The organism is Enterobacter sp. D2 (assembly GCF_034427575.1).
Lineage (GTDB): Bacteria > Pseudomonadota > Gammaproteobacteria > Enterobacterales > Enterobacteriaceae > Enterobacter > Enterobacter cloacae_M.
This window is the reverse complement of sequence record NZ_JAXQPP010000001.1, coordinates 2,194,684-2,212,968: the sequence shown is the minus strand read 5'-3', so window position 1 is coordinate 2,212,968 and position 18,285 is coordinate 2,194,684. Positions and strand designations below refer to the sequence as shown.

The following is an 18,285-nucleotide window of genomic DNA, read 5'->3' as shown; positions in this document are numbered from 1 at the left end:
GTTGCGCCCTTTTATAACGCGATATGCGAGGCCAACAAGGTATAATTATGGTCAGCACAACAACTCAGTCATCCGGTGAATACCTGTTGGAAATGAGCGGTATCAACAAGTCATTTCCCGGCGTTAAGGCACTCGATAATGTTAATTTAAAAGTTCGTCCTCACTCTATTCATGCTTTAATGGGGGAGAACGGTGCGGGTAAATCAACATTATTAAAATGTCTTTTTGGGATCTATCAAAAAGATTCTGGCAGCATTCTTTTTCAGGGGAAAGAGATCGATTTCCATTCAGCGAAAGAAGCACTGGAAAACGGTATCTCGATGGTTCACCAGGAATTAAACCTGGTGCTGCAGCGTTCAGTTATGGATAACATGTGGTTGGGACGTTATCCAACCAAAGGTGTCTTTGTCGATCAGGACAAAATGTATCGCGACACCAAAGCGATTTTCGACGAGCTGGATATTGATATCGATCCGCGCGCCCGCGTGGGAACATTATCCGTCTCCCAGATGCAGATGATCGAAATCGCCAAAGCGTTCTCCTATGATGCGAAAATCGTCATCATGGACGAACCGACATCGTCATTAACGGAAAAAGAGGTTAACCACCTTTTTACCATTATTCGTAAGCTAAAAGATCGCGGCTGCGGCATTGTGTACATCTCCCACAAAATGGAAGAGATCTTCCAGCTGTGCGATGAGATCACCATCCTGCGCGACGGTCAGTGGATTGCCACGCAGCCGCTGGAAGGGCTGGACATGGACAAGATCATCGCCATGATGGTCGGCCGTTCCCTGAACCAGCGCTTCCCTGACAAAGAAAACAACCCGGGTGAAGTGATTCTGGAAGTGCGCAACCTGACCTCGTTACGTCAGCCGTCTATACGCGATGTCTCCTTCGACCTGCATAAAGGTGAAATCCTGGGGATTGCCGGCCTGGTCGGGGCAAAACGTACCGATATCGTCGAAACCCTGTTTGGTATCCGTGAGAAGGCTCAAGGCACCATTACGCTGCACGGTAAGAAAATTAACAACCACAACGCCAACGAAGCTATTAATAATGGTTTCGCGCTGGTGACGGAAGAGCGTCGGTCGACCGGTATTTATGCTTATCTGGATATTAACTTTAACTCGTTAATTTCTAACATTCGCAATTACAAAAACAAAGTCGGGCTGCTGGATAACTCCCGCATGAAGAGTGATACCCAATGGGTGATTGACTCCATGCGCGTGAAAACGCCAGGCCATCGCACCCAAATTGGTTCGCTGTCAGGCGGTAACCAGCAGAAAGTGATTATCGGCCGTTGGTTATTAACCCAGCCAGAAATTCTGATGCTGGATGAACCGACCCGCGGTATTGACGTCGGCGCGAAGTTTGAAATTTATCAGCTGATTGCCGAGCTGGCGAAAAAGAATAAAGGGATCATTATTATTTCTTCCGAAATGCCGGAATTGTTAGGGATCACGGACCGTATTCTGGTTATGAGCAATGGTCTCGTCGCCGGTATTGTTGACACCAAAACGACAACGCAAAACGAAATTTTGCGTCTTGCGTCTTTGCACCTTTAAGATCAGGGGCTCCTCATGAGTGCGTTAAATAAAAAAAGTTTTCTCACTTACCTGAAAGAAGGCGGTATTTACGTTGTTCTTTTAGTACTGCTGGCTATCATCATTTTCCAGGACCCTACGTTCTTAAGCCTGCTGAACCTGAGTAACATTCTGACCCAGTCCTCCGTGCGTATTATCATTGCGCTGGGCGTGGCGGGCCTGATCGTAACCCAGGGGACCGACCTTTCTGCTGGTCGTCAGGTGGGGCTGGCGGCGGTTATCGCGGCAACCCTGCTGCAGTCGATGGAAAACGCCAACAAGGTCTTCCCGGAAATGGCCACCATGCCGATTTTCGTGGTGATCCTGATTGTCTGCGCCATCGGTGCGGTGATTGGTCTGATCAACGGTATTATCATCGCCTACCTGAACGTGACGCCGTTTATCACCACGCTGGGTACGATGATCATCGTTTACGGTATCAACTCCCTGTACTACGACTTTGTCGGTGCTTCCCCAATCTCGGGTTTTGACAGCGGCTTCTCGACCTTTACGCAAGGGTTCATCGCGCTGGGCAGCTTCCGCCTGTCGTATATCACCTTCTATGCGCTGATTGCGGTGGCCTTCGTCTGGATCCTGTGGAACAAAACGCGCTTCGGTAAAAACATCTTCGCAATCGGCGGTAACCCGGAAGCGGCGAAAGTCTCCGGCGTGAACGTTGCCCTGAACCTGCTCATCATTTATGCCCTGTCCGGCGTGTTCTACGCCTTCGGCGGGATGCTGGAAGCGGGTCGTATCGGCTCTGCAACCAACAACCTTGGCTTCATGTACGAGCTGGATGCGATCGCAGCCTGCGTGGTGGGCGGCGTCTCCTTCAGCGGCGGCGTGGGTACGGTACTGGGCGTGGTGACCGGTGTGATCATCTTCACCGTCATCAACTACGGCTTGACCTATATCGGCGTGAACCCGTACTGGCAGTACATCATCAAAGGCGCCATCATTATCTTCGCGGTTGCGCTGGATTCACTGAAGTACGCGCGTAAGAAGTAATTGCTCCTCGCGTTATCCAGCCCGCTCACCGAGCGGGCTTTTTTATGCCTTATGCCAGCTGTGACTCCTCTCGGGTCACAATGCGCTCAAACCAGTCGAGTTCAGAGAGTTTGCAGGCGACCCACTGTTCAGAAAAGGCGTCGCCCAGGCTGTCGGTGAGGTACTGACAGCGGGCAAAGGTCTCAATCGCCTCCTGCTGAAACAGCGGCAGCTCGGGACGATCGTGCTGCGGTTCGGGCAAATCCTCGTCGTCGGTGTTTTCCAGCCCGTACAGCATACCGGTCAGGACAGTGGCTGCCACCAGATACGGATTGGCATCGGCCCCGGCCAGCCGGTACTCGATACGACGGTTGTGGTCATCCGAGCAGGGAATACGCAGGGCGGCGGAGCGGGTGTTATAGCCCCAGGAGTTAAATACGGGCTCCGTCAGGTTTTTACGCAGGCGACGAAACGCGTTAACGCCCGGCGCAAGAATGGCGACAGAGGCGGGCATCAGCGCCAGCTGCCCCGCGATGCACAAACGCATCATGCTGTTAAGCGCGTTCACCGGGGAAGCAAAGACGTTTTCGCCGTGACGATTGTTCAGGCTGAAATGGAAGTGCAGGCCGCTGCCGGACAGCTGGCTGAAAGGTTTAGCCATAAAGTTGGCCTGCAGGCCGTGCTTCTCGGCAACGTAACGGGTCAGGCGACGAAGCGCCAGCACGTTATCGCAGACCTCAACCACGCGATGGCTGTGCTTCAGGTTTAATTCGTACTGACCGGACTCGGCTTCCGCCACGATCCCGGACAGCGGGATGCGCTGCAGGTGCGCCAGTTGTTCCAGCTCGTCAAACAGTACCGCATGGGCCGTCGTAGTATCCATATGAAAACAGCCCTGATTTTGCGGATCCCGATCGTCATGCCCCGTCAGATAGAACTCGATTTCCGGGGCAATCACCGGGAAGAGGCCGTGCTGGTGGAAGCGGGCCAGCACGTTCTGCAGTATCACGCGCGGCTCAAGCGGGCAGGGGGTATCGTCGCTGTCTTTCATCGTCAGCAGGATCTGCGCGTTGTGCTGCGGATCCTGCGGGCAGGGGCGCAGGGAGCCGGCGACAGGAACGCAGAGTCGGTCCGGCTCATCATGAAGCGGGGCGGCGATTTTTCCTTTCTGATCCATCGAGTAGACCGAAAGGGGAAAATAACAGCCTTTTTCCAGGCTCAGCATGCTCTCCACCGACAGACGCTTGCCGCGCATCGTGCCGTTGATATCGTTGAGGTAAACGTCTACATGTTTCGTCTGCGGGTAACGTTCCAGATAATCTGCCACTTCCACTGAAACGTTGTGCTGCAGGGCATCAATTTTTTCATCAAGCCAGAGACCGGAATTGAGTGCGCCAGGAAGTGATAAACCGGGAAAGTTAAAATACGGGCGGAGACTTTTGAGGAAAAACGCATTCATTATTGAGTTCATAGTCATTCTTCAATGAAGCCGTAGCGGCAGTGAACTCAGCTTAAAAGAGCCGACGTAAAGGGGAGGTAAAAAGCGTCAGGCCCGGCGTAAAGAAAGTATAAAGGCGGCCCTGTTATTTCTCTTTTTTCTGCATATCCAGCAGCTGCTCGGGCGTGACGGCCGGGTAACCCTGCGCGTCTTCCGGCACTTCGTGCATCGCCGGAATCGGCACCAGCGGGCCTAAAAAGCGCGGTTCGCGTTTGAAGATATACAGATCGGCCAGGGCGCCAAAGCGCGCGCCGAACTCACGGACGCGCACGCTCAGCATGTCCTTTGGCGACGGCACCGCGTAACACTGCGCCTGAATCCCCATATGCAGCGCGATAAACAGCGCGCGCTCGCAGTGGAAGCGCTGGGTGATGATGATGAAGTCGTTGGTGTCAAAGACTTTACGCGTGCGCACGATGGAGTCCAGGGTGCGGAATCCGGCGTAGTCGAGCACGATATCGGCAGGGTCCACGCCCGCCGCAATCAGGTCCTTCCGCATCGTCACCGGTTCATTGTAGCTTTGCAGGGCGTTATCGCCGCTCAGCAGCAGGTAGTTCACCTTGCCGCTATTGTAGGCGTTCAGCGCGCCCTGAATGCGGTAACGGTAATACTGGTTGATCACGCCGGTGCGGTAATACTTGGCGGTGCCGAGCACCACGCCAACCTGACGATATGGCAGGTCCTGCAGGTCATCAAAGATGTAGGGGGCGGTTTTCCAGCTCATCCAGCGGTCGAGACCCAGCACGATCAACAGCAGTATGCCGACCAGGACAGACAGGCTGTAAAAAACGCGCTTTAACATGGAGATGGCTCGTTCGTGGATGAAATTTAACTCAGGCTACTTTACCCGCCTGGTTAGCGCAAGAAACAGCGACTCAACTGAGGGGTTTTTCAGCAAACTGGCGGGCATTTCTGCCCGCCGGAAGGATTACGCAAGCAGTACGCGGTCAATCGTCGCGCAGCCCAGCGCTTTAAGCGTCGCGGCGGTCGCATCCCACTGAATCAGCGGCGCATCGGCAATTTCTGCCAGAATAGCGCGCTGAATGTCCGGATAGTCATAGCCGTTCAGGCTCAGCAGGTTAAGCGCGCCCTGCAGCGGTGGCAGAGTTGGGTTAAACGCGGCGTTTTCCGCGTAGCTGCCGCTAAAGATCCGGCCATCGCGGCACTGTAGCGCCACGCCGCTTGGTGACTTGCTGTACGGCGTGTGGCTTTTGTTTGCCGCGCGAATGGCCGCCTGGCTCAGGTCATCGCCGGACAGGGCGTAACCGTGGTCCTGCTCGTCCATCAGCAGCGTTTTGATCTCCAGATCTTTCGGGCCAAACGCGTCAGGCAGATAGTCCCCCAGCGTATGCGGCGCGCGGCCTGGCAGATTGATGCGCAGCTGCAGCCCGCTGTTCAGCTCGTTCATAAACTGACGGCAGTGGCCGCAGGGGGTGTAGTTAACGGTAATGGCGCTCAGGGCTTTTTCACCGCGCAGCCAGGCGTGGCTGATGGCGCTCTGCTCGGCGTGAACCGTTTGCTGCATGGTCGCGCCCAGGAACTCCATATTGCCACCGAAGTACCAGGTTCCGCTGACGCCGCGCGCAATGGCCCCGACGTTAAAATGGGAGAGATCGGCCCGCGCGCAGGCGGCGGCCAAAGGAAGCAGTGCGAAAGCCAGCGCGTCTTCGTCCAGTCCCGTTGCCTGTTTCAGCATCGTGACCTGCTCCGCGTTCAGCAGGGCGGGGAAGTGTGCATCTGCCAGAACGGGAGCCAGGGCTGACTGCAAATTCTCTGCAAGCTGGGCGAAAGCAGCTTGAAAACGTGGGTGCATGGCGTATGCCTCATAAAGGTTAATGGATCGGTAGTTTACGGAGCCGTCAGGGCTTTATATGTGATCCACTTCTCATTATGTATGCAACTTATGAAATCAAAATGAAATTTGCGCGACGCATCGCAAATTTTAGCCCATCACCGCCAGAATCAGCGGGAAAATGAACGGGGCCAGCAGGGAGGTGATAATCCCGCAGATCACCAGCGCCAGGGAGCTAAACGCCCCTTCCTGATAATCCAGCTCCGCACAGCGGGCGGTGCCCAGGGCGTGGGAGGCGGTCCCCATCGACAGCCCCCGTGCCGCTTTAGTATGAATACGCATCCCGTTCAGCAGGGTGTGACCAAACACCGCCCCGAGAATACCGACGAAAATGACGCACATCGCGCTGATGGCCGGGATCCCGCCAAGGCTGCCACCGACCGCCATCGCGATAGGCGTGGTCACCGATTTAGGCAGGATAGAGGCGGCGATCTGCGGGGAGGCTCCCATCAACAGCGCTACCGACGTGCCGGTGATCATCGCCACCAGGCTGCCCACAAAACAGATGGTAATGATGGATTTCCAGCGGGCGCGAATCTGGTGCAGCTGCTCATATAAAGGAAAGGCGAGCGCCACAACGGCAGGCTGCAGCAGGTCGTTTAAAATTTTGCTGCCGGCAAAGTAGCGTTCGTAGGGAATGCCGGTGAGCAGCAGGAACGGAATAATCACCACCATTGCCACCAGCAGCGGGTTCAGCAACGGCATTTTGAAACGTGCGGCAAGCTTGCGCGCGGCGAAGAACACCGCCAGGGTTAACGGCAGCGACCACCAGATATTGGCCATCATTTTTTTGTTTTCTCCCCGACCACGTTACGTTCGCCATGCACCAGATGCGAACTCCAGCTCACAACCAGGAAAACCACCAGCGTACTGACCGCGCAGGAGACCACAATCGGGCCGAACTGGGCCTTGAGCAAATCAAAATACTGCATGACCCCGACGCCGATAGGCACAAAAAGCAGCGCCATATAGCGAATAAGGACGAAGCAGCCGGGATTGACCCATTTTGCGGGCAGGATTTGCAGCGCCAGCAAAACAAAGAGGATCAGCATACCGATAATGCTGCCGGGAATGACGATCGGCAGCAGCGACGCGATGAAAATCCCGGCATACAGGCAGGCGTAAATCAGGACGAATGCGCGCAGATATTGCCAGATAATGTTCAATGATTTGCTCATGGTGATAGTCCTTGCTGAAACGCATTCATCATACAATTAAACTCAAAAATGTGCCACGGATCACATCATGAAATTTGAGCATACCAGACATTCCAGAATGGAAAGTCGCGCTTTCCACATACATACAGAGCAGATACTATAGCGCGTCTTTTTCCACAGGTACTGCTATGCGTGTTTTACTGGCCCCAATGGAAGGTGTGCTCGACTCCCTCGTGCGCGAGCTTCTGACCGAGGTGAACGATTACGATCTCTGCGTGACGGAATTTCTGCGCGTGGTCGATATGTTGTTGCCGGTAAAATCCTTCTTCCGCCTGTGCCCCGAGCTGCACAACCAGAGCCGGACCTCTTCCGGTACGCTGGTGCGTATTCAGCTGCTCGGCCAGTATCCCGAATGGCTGGCGGAGAACGCCGCCCGCGCGGTTGAGCTGGGCTCTTACGGGGTGGATCTCAACTGCGGCTGTCCGTCGAAGCTGGTTAACGGCAGCGGCGGCGGGGCGACCCTGTTGAAAGATCCTGAGCTGATTTACCGCGGCGCGAAGGCCATGCGTGAGGCCGTGCCTTCGCATTTGCCGGTGACGGTGAAGGTGCGCCTGGGGTGGGACAGCGACGCGCGGCAGTTTGAAATCGCCGATGCGGTGCAGCAGGCCGGGGCCACCGAACTGGTGGTGCATGGCCGCACCAAAGAAGATGGCTACAAGGCCGAGCGCATTAACTGGCAGGCGATCGGCGAGATCCGCAAGCGCCTCTCCATTCCGGTGATCGCCAACGGTGAAATCTGGGACTACGCGAGCGCGCAGGCCTGTCTGCAGGCCACCGGCTGCGATGCGGTGATGATCGGTCGCGGCGCCCTGAATGTGCCGAACCTCAGCCGGGTGGTGAAATATAACGAGCCGCGAATGCCGTGGGCAGACGTCGTTACGCTGCTGCAAAAATACAGCCGACTGGAAAAGCAGGGCGATACCGGTTTGTATCACGTCGCGCGAATTAAACAGTGGCTGAGTTATTTACGCAAAGAGTACGATGAAGCGCTGGGATTATTTCAGGAGATTCGGACATTACAGACTTCGTCTGATATTGCCCGGGTGATTCAGTCAAAATAATAAGCGTTAAATTGCTCACACTTTTTTAAAGCAGAAAACAGTTCTGGTTTTCAACGTGGCGCGACGGTGTTAAGGTGCCACTGTTTTCAACGCAGGATTGTTACTGGCTAACAGGCAAAACCTAAGCGTTTCACAGCATTTTCGCTGTGGAGCGCTTAGGTTTTTTTTTGCCTCTCGTTTACTCAGGAGAGAAATTTGGCTTAGCGCTTTTTACTGATTTTAAAAAATGAAATATCGACAGGAAATAGAAAAATTTCCTGCGGCCGGTTACGCACAAAATACTCAATCACAGGTTGTTATCATGGCATATAAAAATAAACTCTATGCGCTCGCCTTATTGACGATATCCCCGCTGTCGGTGGCGCAGGACTGGAATGGAACGGTATTAGGTTTTGAGGCTCCTCCGGAGCCTGTTCTGGGCGATATGCTCGGCATACGTAAAATCCTCAACGATAACGGTTTTACCTGGAATCTCGGATATCTGAATGAAATTGGCTGGAACGGAGGCGGTGGCTATAACCACGACTCCCACGTGGCCTATATTGACCAGTTTGCGCTGACCTTCAACCAGGATCTTGAGCGCTGGACCGGTATCCCGGACGCGCGTATCGAAGGGAATATCGTCAACCGTAACCACAATGACGACCTCACCACCAAACGCGTGCAGGACCCGCGCGTTAACTTTAACGATCTGACCCAAGAGAGCTGGGGCGGACAGTCCATTACCCGCCTGGGCTGGCTGACCTTTGCCCGCAGCTTTGACGACCGGCGTCTGACCTGGCGCATCGGGATGATGAACAAGGTGCAAACCTTCGATCAAATCATCCCCTGTGATTTCCAGCTGCTTTCGCAGTGCGGCGGCAAGTCAGCCAACTCGCTGACGTGGAACAACTGGAACGTTCACACCTGGGGCACCACGCTTGCGTATAAATTAACGCCGACGCTGACCTTAAAAGGTGGCGTGATGGAGCAAAATCCCGAGGCCTCCAGCCGCAGCCACGCCTGGAGCTGGTCGACGAAGGGCAGCAAAGGGGTTTTACTGCCGGTTGAAATCGAAGCGCGCCCGCTGATTAACGGCCTGCCGGGCGCGTACAACCTGGGCGTGGTGTTTACCAACGCGCCGCAAACCGATCTCTATCGCGGCAAATCCGGCGGTGCGGGCGCGACGGACCCGAACGGCTTTGATACCCACAGCCGGACCTGGTTCATGTACGCCGGGCTGAACCAGCAGCTTACGCAGCATCAGGATGATCCGAATCGCGGGTTGAGCACCTCTTTCAGCATGAGCCTTGCGGATCAGAGTACCAACTACATGCACCAGGTTTACGCCGCCTCGCTGCGCTACCGCGGGATGTTTGACGCGCGACCGGAAGACTGGATTGGCTTTGGCTTGACCTGGATTGATATGAGCAGCCAGTACGCCCGCAACCAGCGCTATATGAACAGCCTGAGCGGCGTGTCGGACTATAACGATCCGGCGTATCACCCGGTGCCGGGCCACTCCCTGAACGGTGAGTTTTATTATCGCTTCCGTCCGGTGTCGTGGCTGGAGCTGCAGCCGGGCATTCAGTACTGGCACCATCCCGGCGGCGTATCCCGGACGCAGGATGCCTGGGTGACGGAGCTGAAAACTGTCGTGACGTTCTAGCAATGTCGATCCGCGTCACGTTTCTGACGCGTGATGCATTGAGGCTATGAATGAAACTGATAGAGTGCCAGAACTGGATTGTTACTGCTTAGGCAGGCAAAACCTGATTTTCTGGCATCTGCCGGAGGTCAGGTTTTTTTGTTTCTGGGGTTCAGATGAAAATCGCCAAGATACTCAATAATAACGTGGTGGTTGTTCAGGATGAGCGCGGGCGCGAACAGGTGGTGATGGGTCGTGGGCTGGCCTTTCAGAAGCGCGTCGGTGAAGCGCTGGATACCGCGTTGGTTGAAAAGGTGTTTGCGTTACAAAGCGATGAACTGGTGCGTCGACTCGGGGAGTTGCTGAGTCAAATTCCGCTGGAGGTAATGACCACCTGCGACCGCATCATCGCGCTGGCGGCGCAGCGGCTGGGCAAGCTGCAGGAGAGTTTGTATATCACCCTCACCGACCACTGCTACTTTGCGATTGAGCGGCAGAAGAACGGGCTGGCCATCAAAAACGTGCTGCTGTGGGATATTAAACGGCTGTATCCGAAGGAGTTCGAATTAGGGCAGGAGGCGCGGGCCATTATCGCCAGACGCCTGAACGTCGAGCTGGAGGAGGATGAGGCCGGGTTTATCGCGCTGCATCTGGTCACCGCGCAGCTGAACAGCGAAATGCCGGAAGTGATGCACGTTACGCGGGTGATGCAGGAGATCCTGCAGCTGGTGAAGTATCAGCTGCAGCTTGAGTACGATGAAGACTCGCTCAGCTATCAGCGTTTCGTCACCCACCTGAAGTTTTTTGCCCAGCGGATGCTCACCCGCACCGTGGTGGAAGATGACGACGTCTCGCTGCATACGGCGGTAAAAGACAACTACGCGAAAGCGTGGAAATGCGCCGAGAAAATCGCCCAGCACCTGAACAAAAGCTATCAGCGTGAGCTGACGACCGAAGAAATTATGTTCCTCGCCATTCATATCGAGCGGGTGAGAAAAGAGGGGCGTTAAGCCTCAAAACAGGATTGTTACTGCATCACGCAGGCAAAACCTGAGCGCGGCTTTCGTAAGAAGGACGTTCTCGGGTTTTTTTATTTTTTGTACTCAGTCAACAGGTGCCTGCAGGCATCGGATGTAAGGAAATCGAGATGGAATACCAGGCTTTAGCGAAGGATATTCTCGGCCACGTTGGCGGAAAAGAGAACATCGTCAGTCTTGTACACTGCGCGACACGGCTTCGCTTCAAACTGAAAGAGAATCAACGGGCGGATGCGGAAGGGCTCAAGAAAAACCCGGGCGTGATCATGGTGGTGGAAAGCGGCGGCCAGTTTCAGGTGGTGATTGGCAACCACGTCCACGACGTCTGGCAGGCGGTGCGCAATGAGGCAGGCCTTACCGATGACGCGCCCGTCGTGGAAGAGAAGGGAGAAAAAGGGAATCTGCTGGGCCGCCTGATTGACATCGTCTCCGGGATCTTCACCCCGTTTATCGGCATTCTCGCGGCCTCCGGTATTCTGAAAGGACTGCTGGCGCTGGCAGTTGTCTGCGGCTGGCTCACCACCGAAAGCGGCACCTATAAAATCTGGTTCGCCGCCAGCGACGCGCTGTTCTTCTTCTTCCCGCTGGTGCTGGGCTATACCGCCGGGAAAAAATTCGGCGGCAACCCGTTTATTACCATGGTGATCGGCGGGGCGCTCACTCATCCGATGATGATTGCGGCGTTTAACGCCAGCCAGCAGCCGGGCGCGGTATCGGACGCCTTTTTGGGCATTCCTGTCACCTGGTTTAACTACAGCTCGTCGGTGATCCCGATTATTCTCGCCTCGTGGGTGAGCTGCTGGCTGGAAAAACAGAGCACCAGGCTGCTGCCGTCCTCGATGAAAAACTTCTTCGCGCCGCTGATCTGTCTGGGCGTGACCGTGCCGCTGACTTTCCTCGTTATCGGGCCGCTGGCGACCTGGCTGAGCCAGATGCTGGCGAACGGCTATCAGAGTATTTACGTTCTGGCACCGTGGCTGGCGGGCGCGGCGATGGGCGCGCTGTGGCAGGTCTGCGTTATTTTTGGCCTGCACTGGGGGCTGGTGCCGCTGATGATTAACAACCTGGCGGTGCTGGGGCATGACTCCATGCTGCCGATGCTGTTGCCCGCGGTGTTTGGTCAGGTGGGGGCGGCGCTGGGGATCTTCCTGCGTACCCGCGATGCCCGTCAGAAAATGCTGGCGGGTTCATCGGTGACGGCAGGGATATTTGGTATTACCGAGCCGGCCGTTTATGGGGTAAACCTGCCGCTGCGCCGCCCGTTTATCTTTGGCTGCGTGGCGGGAGCTATCGGCGGCGCGATTGTCGGCTTCAGCGATACCCAAGTTTACTCCTTCGGCTTCGCCAATATCTTTACCATCGCCCAGATGATTCCGCCGGGCGGGGTAAACGCCACGCTGTGGGGCGGCGTGATCGGCACCGCGGTAGCGCTGGTGCTGAGCTGCGGCCTGACGCTGGTGGCGGGCATGCCGGGACGCGCAGCGCCCGAGGCGGTTGTGCCAGCGGGTGAAAACGATGTGCTGGCACCGATGACCGGCACCGTTCTGGCACTCGACCAGGTGCCGGATACCACGTTTGCCAGCGGCCTGCTGGGCAGCGGTGCCGCGATTATTCCCTCCGATAACAAAGTGGTGGCCCCGTTTGCCGGCGTGGTGGCCTCGCTGTTTCAGACCAAACACGCCATCGGCCTGCTCAGCGACAGCGGTATTGAAGTGTTAATCCACGTGGGGATCGACACCGTGAAGCTCGACGGCAGGCCGTTTACCGCCCACGTGAAGGTGGGCGACAGGGTGCAGCCCGGCGATCTGCTGCTGGAGTTTGACCGACAGGCGATTATCGATGCCGGATACGACCTGGCGACCCCGATCATTATCAGTAACAGCGATGAGTATCGTGACGTGGTGACCGTGGCGGCAACGTCCGTCAGTGCCGGTGCGCCGTTACTCAGCGTAAGCCATCAATAACAGGAGAACGTGATGAAAACTTTCCCGGACGATTTTTTATGGGGCGGCGCGGTTGCCGCGAATCAGGTAGAAGGCGCGTATCTGGAGGAGGGGAAAGGGCTGTCCACCTCAGACGTTCAGCCGCAGGGTGTCTTCGGCCCGGTGGTTGAGCGCGTGGCGGGCGACAGCGGCATCAAGGACGTCGCCATCGACTTCTATCACCGCTACCCGGAAGACATCAAACTGTTCGCTGAGATGGGCTTTAGCTGCCTGCGCGTCTCCATTGCCTGGACCCGTATTTTTCCGAACGGCGACGAGCAGCAGCCTAACGAAGCGGGGCTGGCGTTTTACGACCGGCTGTTTGACGAGCTGGCCGCGCACAACATTACCCCGCTGGTGACGCTCTCGCATTACGAAATGCCGTGGGGGCTGGTGAAGCAGTACGGCGGGTGGGGCAGCCGCCAGACCATTGGGTTCTTCGAGCGCTACGCCCGCACCGTGTTTGCGCGCTACAAGGAGAAGGTGAAGCTCTGGCTGACCTTCAATGAGATCAATATGTCTCTGCACGCGCCGATGACCGGCGTGGGCCTGCCGGAAACCAGCAGCAAAGGGGAGGTGTATCAGGCGATCCACCATCAGCTGGTGGCCAGCGCGCTGGCCGTGAAGGCCTGCCACGAGATTATCCCGGATGCCAGAATCGGCAACATGCTGCTGGGCGGCCTGATGTACCCGCTGACCTGCAAACCGGAAGATGTTCTGGAGACGCTGCAGGAAAACCGCGCGTGGCAATTCTTTGGCGACGTGCAGTGCCGTGGCGCCTATCCGGGGTATATGCAGCGCTTCTTCCGCGACAACGGTATTCAGCTTGAGGTAACGGATGCCGACCGCGAGGCGCTGAAATCGACCGTCGATTTTATCTCCTTCAGCTACTACATGACGGGCTGCGTCACCGCGGATGAGGCCCTCAACCAGCAGGCGCGCGGCAACATCCTGAGCATGGTGCCTAACCCGCATCTGGCAAGTTCCGAATGGGGCTGGCAGATTGACCCCATCGGCCTGCGTACCCTGTTAAACGTGCTCTGGGATCGCTATCAGAAGCCGTTGTTTATCGTGGAAAATGGCCTGGGGGCGAAGGATAAACCGGATGCGAACGGCGTGGTGCAGGATGACTATCGCATCAGCTACCTTAACGACCACCTGGTGCAGGTGCGTGAAGCGATTGACGACGGCGTTGAGGTGATTGGCTATACCAGCTGGGGGCCAATCGACCTGGTGAGCGCGTCTAAAGCTGAACTCTCTAAGCGCTACGGCTTTATTTACGTCGATCGCGATGACAGCGGAAAGGGCACGCTGGCGCGCAGCCGTAAGAAAAGTTTCTACTGGTATAAAGAGGTTATTGCTACGAAAGGGGCTTCGCTGAAAGTTTGATATCAGGAACCTTGCCCGGCGCAGAGCCGGGCAAATAGATCAGAAAATCATCTTGAATACGCCGGTGACCACTAAGAGCCCTATCAGAAATATAATTAAAATAACCCACAGTAATATTTTCATTCCTTTCTCCCGCTCATGGATGTCCTGAATAAGTGTAGCAGCGTATTTATATTTGGCGTGAATGCATTGGATTTAATCATTCTCTTTGGGAATAAATTTCCGGGTATTAAAATGTATGACAATTTGCGGATTGCCACGCGTTACTAAAAAAATGAACGATATCGAGCGTAACGTGCGCCTTTATTTTTTGAGTTTATGGCGTAATGAAACGTTCTCTTATTTTATCTCTGAGTGCTCCCTTCGCTTTTATTCTGGCAGCCTGTGCGCCTGAACATGCCACGGTATCTCCCCTTAAAACGCAAACCGCGGCGGCGTCGGTGAATACGGTTCTGAATCATCAGGACTGGCCGAAAAATGAGTGGTGGAAAGCGTATAACGATCCCCAGCTTAACGGGCTGATTGCGAAAGCGTTGAGCGATGCACCGGATATGCAGATTGCCCGTCAGCGCATTACGCTTGCCGAAGCCCAGGCCAAAGCCGCGATGGCCGCTGACGGTCCGCAGATTGATTTTTCCGCCGATGCGGAACGCCAGAAAATGTCCGCCGAAGGGCTGATGGGGCCTTTTGCCTTTACCGACCCGGCTGCAGGCACCACCGGGCCGTGGTACACCAACGGCACCTTTGGCCTGACCGCAGGCTGGGAACTCGATCTGTGGGGAAAAAATCGCGCCCGGGTCGAGGCCCGGATTGGCAAAGTGAATGCGCAAAAAGCGGAGCTGGAGCAAACCCGCCAGCTGCTGGCCAGCAGCGTGGCGCGGCTCTACTGGGAGTGGCAAACTCAGGCCGCCGCGGGGGAGGTTCTCGCGCAGATCAAACATGAGCAGGACAACATCATTGGTGCCGATCGCGAACTGTATCAGCATGGGATCACCTCCTCCGTGGAGGGGGTGGAAACTGATATCAACGCCAACAAAACCGAAGAGCAGCTGGCAGAAGTCAACGGGAAGATGAAAGCCGTCGAGGCGCGTCTGGTCGCGCTGACGAATTCTTCCTCCGTAACGCTTACGCGGCATGCGCTGCCGACGGTCGACGCCGCGCTACCGTCGACGCTCGGTTATGAACTGCTGGCACGCCGCCCGGATCTTCAGGAGGCACACTGGTATATCGAAGCCTCTATGAGCGAGGTGGAGGCCGCGAGAGCGGCTTTCTATCCTGACGTGAACCTGATGGCGTTCCTACAGCAGGATGCCCTCCATCTGAGCGATCTGTTTCGCGCTTCAGCGCAGCAGATGGGCGTGACCGCCGGGCTGACGCTGCCGATCTTCGACAGCGGCAGGCTGAACGCCAGTCTGGATATCGCCCAGGCGCAAAATAATCTCTCGGTGGCAAACTACAACAAAGCGGTGGTCGAAGCGGTCAATCAGGTGGCGCGCACGGCCAGCGAAGTCGAAACGCTGACGGCGAAGAACCGCCATCAGCAGCAGGTTGAAAAAGATGCGGCGCGGGTTGTGGCGCTGGCGCAGGCGCGTTTCAGCGCGGGGATCGTTGCGGGCTCGCGGGTCAGTGAAGCCAGGATCCCGGCCCTCAGGCAAGACCTCGCCGGATTGATGCTGAAAGGCCAGTATGTCGACGCCACGCTGCAGCTCACCTCGGCGCTGGGCGGCGGTTATCATCATGGCTAAAAATGGTCATTATCTATACTTACCTCTTTGCAGTTTTTCAGGAGGTGAGTATGACCAGAGTAGCGATAGTGACCGCATCGGATTCCGGGATTGGTAAAACCACGGCGCTGATGCTCGCAGAGCGCGGGTTTGATATTGGCGTCACCTGGCACTCGGATGAAAAAGGAGCGCTGGAAACCTGCCGCGAAGTTGAAGCGCAGGGGCAGCGCGCAGAGGCTATCCATCTTGATTTAAGCACGCTGCCGGAAGGCGCAGAGGGTATTGAAACGCTGATTGCGCGTTTTGGTCGGCTGGACGTGCTGGTCAACAATGCGGGTGCGATGACCAAAGCGCCGTTCCTTGAGATGCCGTTTGACGACTGGCGGAACATTTTCACCGTCGACGTGGACGGCGCGTTTCTCTGTTCACAAATTGCCGCCCGCCAGATGGTGAAGCAAGGGGAAGGGGGGCGGATTGTGAACATTACCTCGGTGCATGAGCACACGCCGCTGCCAGAGGCGAGCGCCTACACGGCGGCAAAACACGCGCTCGGCGGGTTAACCAAATCCATGGCGATGGAACTGGTTAAGCACAACATTCTGGTGAACGCCGTCGCGCCGGGCGCCATTGCCACACCGATGAACGACATGGACGACAGCGAAGTGAAGGAGGGTTCAATGCCGGAAATCCCGCTGGCGCGGCCGGGCCACACCAAAGAGATAGCCAGCCTGGTGGCATGGCTGTGCGACAGCGACGCCAGCTACACGACGGGGCAATCGTTTATTGTTGACGGGGGCTTTATGCTGGCGAACCCGCAGTTTAAGCAGGAGGGGTAGTTTTCCCCTCTCCCTGTGGGAGAGGGTGAGGGCATCAGGCCGCACCCGGCTACTCCTCATTCCGCGTCTTTTCCCGATGCTTCAGCCACAGCCTGACCCCAATCACCGCCACCACCACCAGAATCAGCCACGCCCAGTGCTTCAGATGCTGGTCGAGATTATGCAGCCACGGGCCAATCACTTCGCCCCCTACGTAGCCGAGCGTCGTAAAGATCATCGCCCAGGCAATCGCACCAAGAACATTGAGCGGCAGGAAAATTTTTGGCGGCAGATGGCTGGCGCCAATCAGTATCGGCCCGATAATGCGAAAGCCATACATAAAGCGCGTGCCGATGACGAACAGATAGGGATGACGTTGAATGAGCCGTTGAGCGCGACGAATTTTCTTCTGATGCTTTGCGAAACGCTTAAGCAGCGTGGGCCCGAAGCGCAGCCCGAGAAAGTAGAGCAGCTGATCGCCAATCATTCCACCGAGCGCGACCGCTGCGACGACCAGCGGGAATTTCAGCAATCCCTGATGCGCGGCGACGCCGCCTAACAGCGTGATGGTTTCACCTTCTGCCACGCTACCGACGACCAGCGCGGCATATCCATATTGTTCAATGAGTGCGTTAATATCCATTACGTAAATGTAATCTCCCTCTGCTTACCTCGTTTAATCATATACCCCATGAATCAACAGCGGGGAAATCAACGGAAATTTCCCACTGTACAGAAAATAATCTAAAGCCTGCATTATACTTAAGGTATCGCTGACGGGCCGACAACAAGGGGGCGCTATGAACCATGTCTGGGGACTTTTCTCCCATCCCGATCGTGAGATGCATGTCATTAAAAGTGAGAACGAAACGGTCTCGCATCATTACACGCACCACGTGCTGCTGATGGCTGCGGTGCCGGTAATATGCGCCTTTATCGGAACAACACAAATCGGCTGGAACTTCGGTGACGGCACCGTTGTTCAGCTTTCCTGGTTTACCGGGCTCTATCTGGCCATCGTTTTTTATGGCCTGATGCTGGCGGGTGTGGCGGTAATGGGGCGTGTCATTCACTGGATGGCGCGTAACTACCCGCAACGTCCATCGCTGGCGCACTGTATGGTCTTTGCCGGATATGTCGCGACCCCGCTGTTCTTAAGCGGTATTGTTGCGCTCTATCCACTGGTCTGGCTGTGCGCGCTGATCGGTACTATTGCCCTCTTTTACACCGGGTATCTGCTGTATCTGGGGGTTCCAACCTTCCTGAATATCAATAAAGAAGAAGGCCTGAGTTTTTCCAGTTCAACACTCGCTATTGGGGTGCTGGTACTGGAGGCGCTACTGGCGCTGACGGTTATTCTTTGGGGTTACGGATACCGTCTCTTCTGAGTTCACTGCATTGCTGGCGTAAATGCCAGCAATGCAGCATCTGTTCACGATTATCCGCTGGCGACAACGCCCGGTGACCGCTATGATGCCGAAGCCAGCCTGTGTTTATCCGTTGATACAGG

At 56.0% G+C, this 18,285-nt stretch carries 15 protein-coding genes and 1 pseudogene; 10 read left to right on the top strand and 6 right to left on the bottom strand.

The annotated features are described in order from the left end of the window. Nucleotides 1-47: 47 nt before the first annotated feature. Together mglA and mglC are read left to right on the top strand one after the other, a co-directional pair. The gene (mglA, locus tag SPG90_RS10565) at nt 48-1,568 is read left to right on the top strand and encodes a galactose/methyl galactoside ABC transporter ATP-binding protein MglA (protein WP_248201090.1); all 1,521 of its coding nucleotides are present in this window, start codon (nt 48-50) and stop codon (nt 1,566-1,568) included. Between the two features lie 15 nt (nt 1,569-1,583). Further along, a complete protein-coding gene (gene mglC / locus SPG90_RS10560) occupies nt 1,584-2,594 on the top strand; it encodes a galactose/methyl galactoside ABC transporter permease MglC (protein ID WP_008500921.1) in 1,011 nt (336 codons plus the stop codon). Between the two features lie 49 nt (nt 2,595-2,643). Here the strand turns inward: mglC and SPG90_RS10555 are convergent, their stop codons facing one another. From SPG90_RS10555 to SPG90_RS10535, 5 genes are all read right to left on the bottom strand, one after another. Then, nucleotides 2,644-4,032, bottom strand: a complete 1,389-nt coding sequence (locus SPG90_RS10555; RefSeq protein ID WP_047635164.1) for a glutamine synthetase family protein — start codon at nt 4,030-4,032, stop codon at nt 2,644-2,646. A 124-nt stretch (nt 4,033-4,156) separates the two neighbouring features. After that, entirely contained in the window at nt 4,157-4,873 is a 717-nt protein-coding gene (sanA, locus tag SPG90_RS10550; protein ID WP_008500918.1) for an outer membrane permeability protein SanA, read from the bottom strand. A 126-nt stretch (nt 4,874-4,999) separates the two neighbouring features. Beyond that, nucleotides 5,000-5,884: a cytidine deaminase gene (gene cdd / locus SPG90_RS10545; protein ID WP_126303466.1), complete on the bottom strand. Its 885-nt coding sequence runs from the start codon at nt 5,882-5,884 to the stop codon at nt 5,000-5,002. Between the two features lie 129 nt (nt 5,885-6,013). Continuing rightward, entirely contained in the window at nt 6,014-6,709 is a 696-nt protein-coding gene (locus SPG90_RS10540) for a CidB/LrgB family autolysis modulator (RefSeq protein WP_029740398.1), read from the bottom strand. Continuing rightward, entirely contained in the window at nt 6,706-7,101 is a 396-nt protein-coding gene (locus SPG90_RS10535; RefSeq protein WP_023312463.1) for a CidA/LrgA family protein, read from the bottom strand. The genes SPG90_RS10540 and SPG90_RS10535 overlap by 4 nt, the downstream gene beginning before the upstream one ends. Nucleotides 7,102-7,268: 167 nt before the next feature. On the opposite strand from SPG90_RS10535, the gene dusC reads away from it, so the two are divergent. The 7 genes and pseudogenes from dusC (at nt 7,269) to SPG90_RS10500 (ending at nt 16,796) form a co-directional block, all read left to right on the top strand. Beyond that, the gene (gene dusC, locus SPG90_RS10530; RefSeq protein WP_045402866.1) at nt 7,269-8,201 is read left to right on the top strand and encodes a tRNA dihydrouridine(16) synthase DusC; all 933 of its coding nucleotides are present in this window, start codon (nt 7,269-7,271) and stop codon (nt 8,199-8,201) included. A gap of 301 nt (nt 8,202-8,502) precedes the next feature. Further along, nucleotides 8,503-9,849 carry a carbohydrate porin gene (locus SPG90_RS10525; protein ID WP_045402869.1) on the top strand — a complete coding sequence of 449 codons (1,347 nt, stop codon included), beginning with the start codon at nt 8,503-8,505 and terminating at the stop codon, nt 9,847-9,849. 155 nt (nt 9,850-10,004) lie between these two features. After that, complete coding sequence (licT, locus tag SPG90_RS10520; protein WP_045402873.1) at nt 10,005-10,838, top strand: BglG family transcription antiterminator LicT; 834 nt, start codon at nt 10,005-10,007, stop codon at nt 10,836-10,838. A 24-nt stretch (nt 10,839-10,862) separates the two neighbouring features. Beyond that, nucleotides 10,863-12,829, top strand: a pseudogene (gene bglF, locus SPG90_RS10515) (PTS beta-glucoside transporter subunit IIABC). Nucleotides 12,830-12,841: 12 nt separating this feature from the next. Beyond that, on the top strand, nt 12,842-14,236 hold the full coding sequence (locus tag SPG90_RS10510; protein ID WP_322408123.1) for a 6-phospho-beta-glucosidase: 1,395 nt from the start codon (nt 12,842-12,844) through the stop codon (nt 14,234-14,236). A 326-nt stretch (nt 14,237-14,562) separates the two neighbouring features. After that, nucleotides 14,563-15,981, top strand: coding sequence for a multidrug resistance outer membrane protein MdtQ (gene mdtQ / locus SPG90_RS10505; protein ID WP_322408122.1), 1,419 nt, complete (start codon nt 14,563-14,565; stop codon nt 15,979-15,981). A 50-nt stretch (nt 15,982-16,031) separates the two neighbouring features. Further along, complete coding sequence (locus SPG90_RS10500) at nt 16,032-16,796, top strand: SDR family oxidoreductase (protein WP_072254611.1); 765 nt, start codon at nt 16,032-16,034, stop codon at nt 16,794-16,796. Between the two features lie 49 nt (nt 16,797-16,845). Here SPG90_RS10500 and SPG90_RS10495 read toward each other — a convergent pair whose 3' ends face one another. Continuing rightward, entirely contained in the window at nt 16,846-17,418 is a 573-nt protein-coding gene (locus tag SPG90_RS10495) for a DedA family protein (RefSeq protein WP_045402886.1), read from the bottom strand. Between the two features lie 157 nt (nt 17,419-17,575). On the opposite strand from SPG90_RS10495, the gene SPG90_RS10490 reads away from it, so the two are divergent. Next, complete coding sequence (locus SPG90_RS10490) at nt 17,576-18,163, top strand: Yip1 family protein (RefSeq protein ID WP_023312454.1); 588 nt, start codon at nt 17,576-17,578, stop codon at nt 18,161-18,163. The last annotated feature ends 122 nt before the right edge of the window (nt 18,164-18,285 follow it).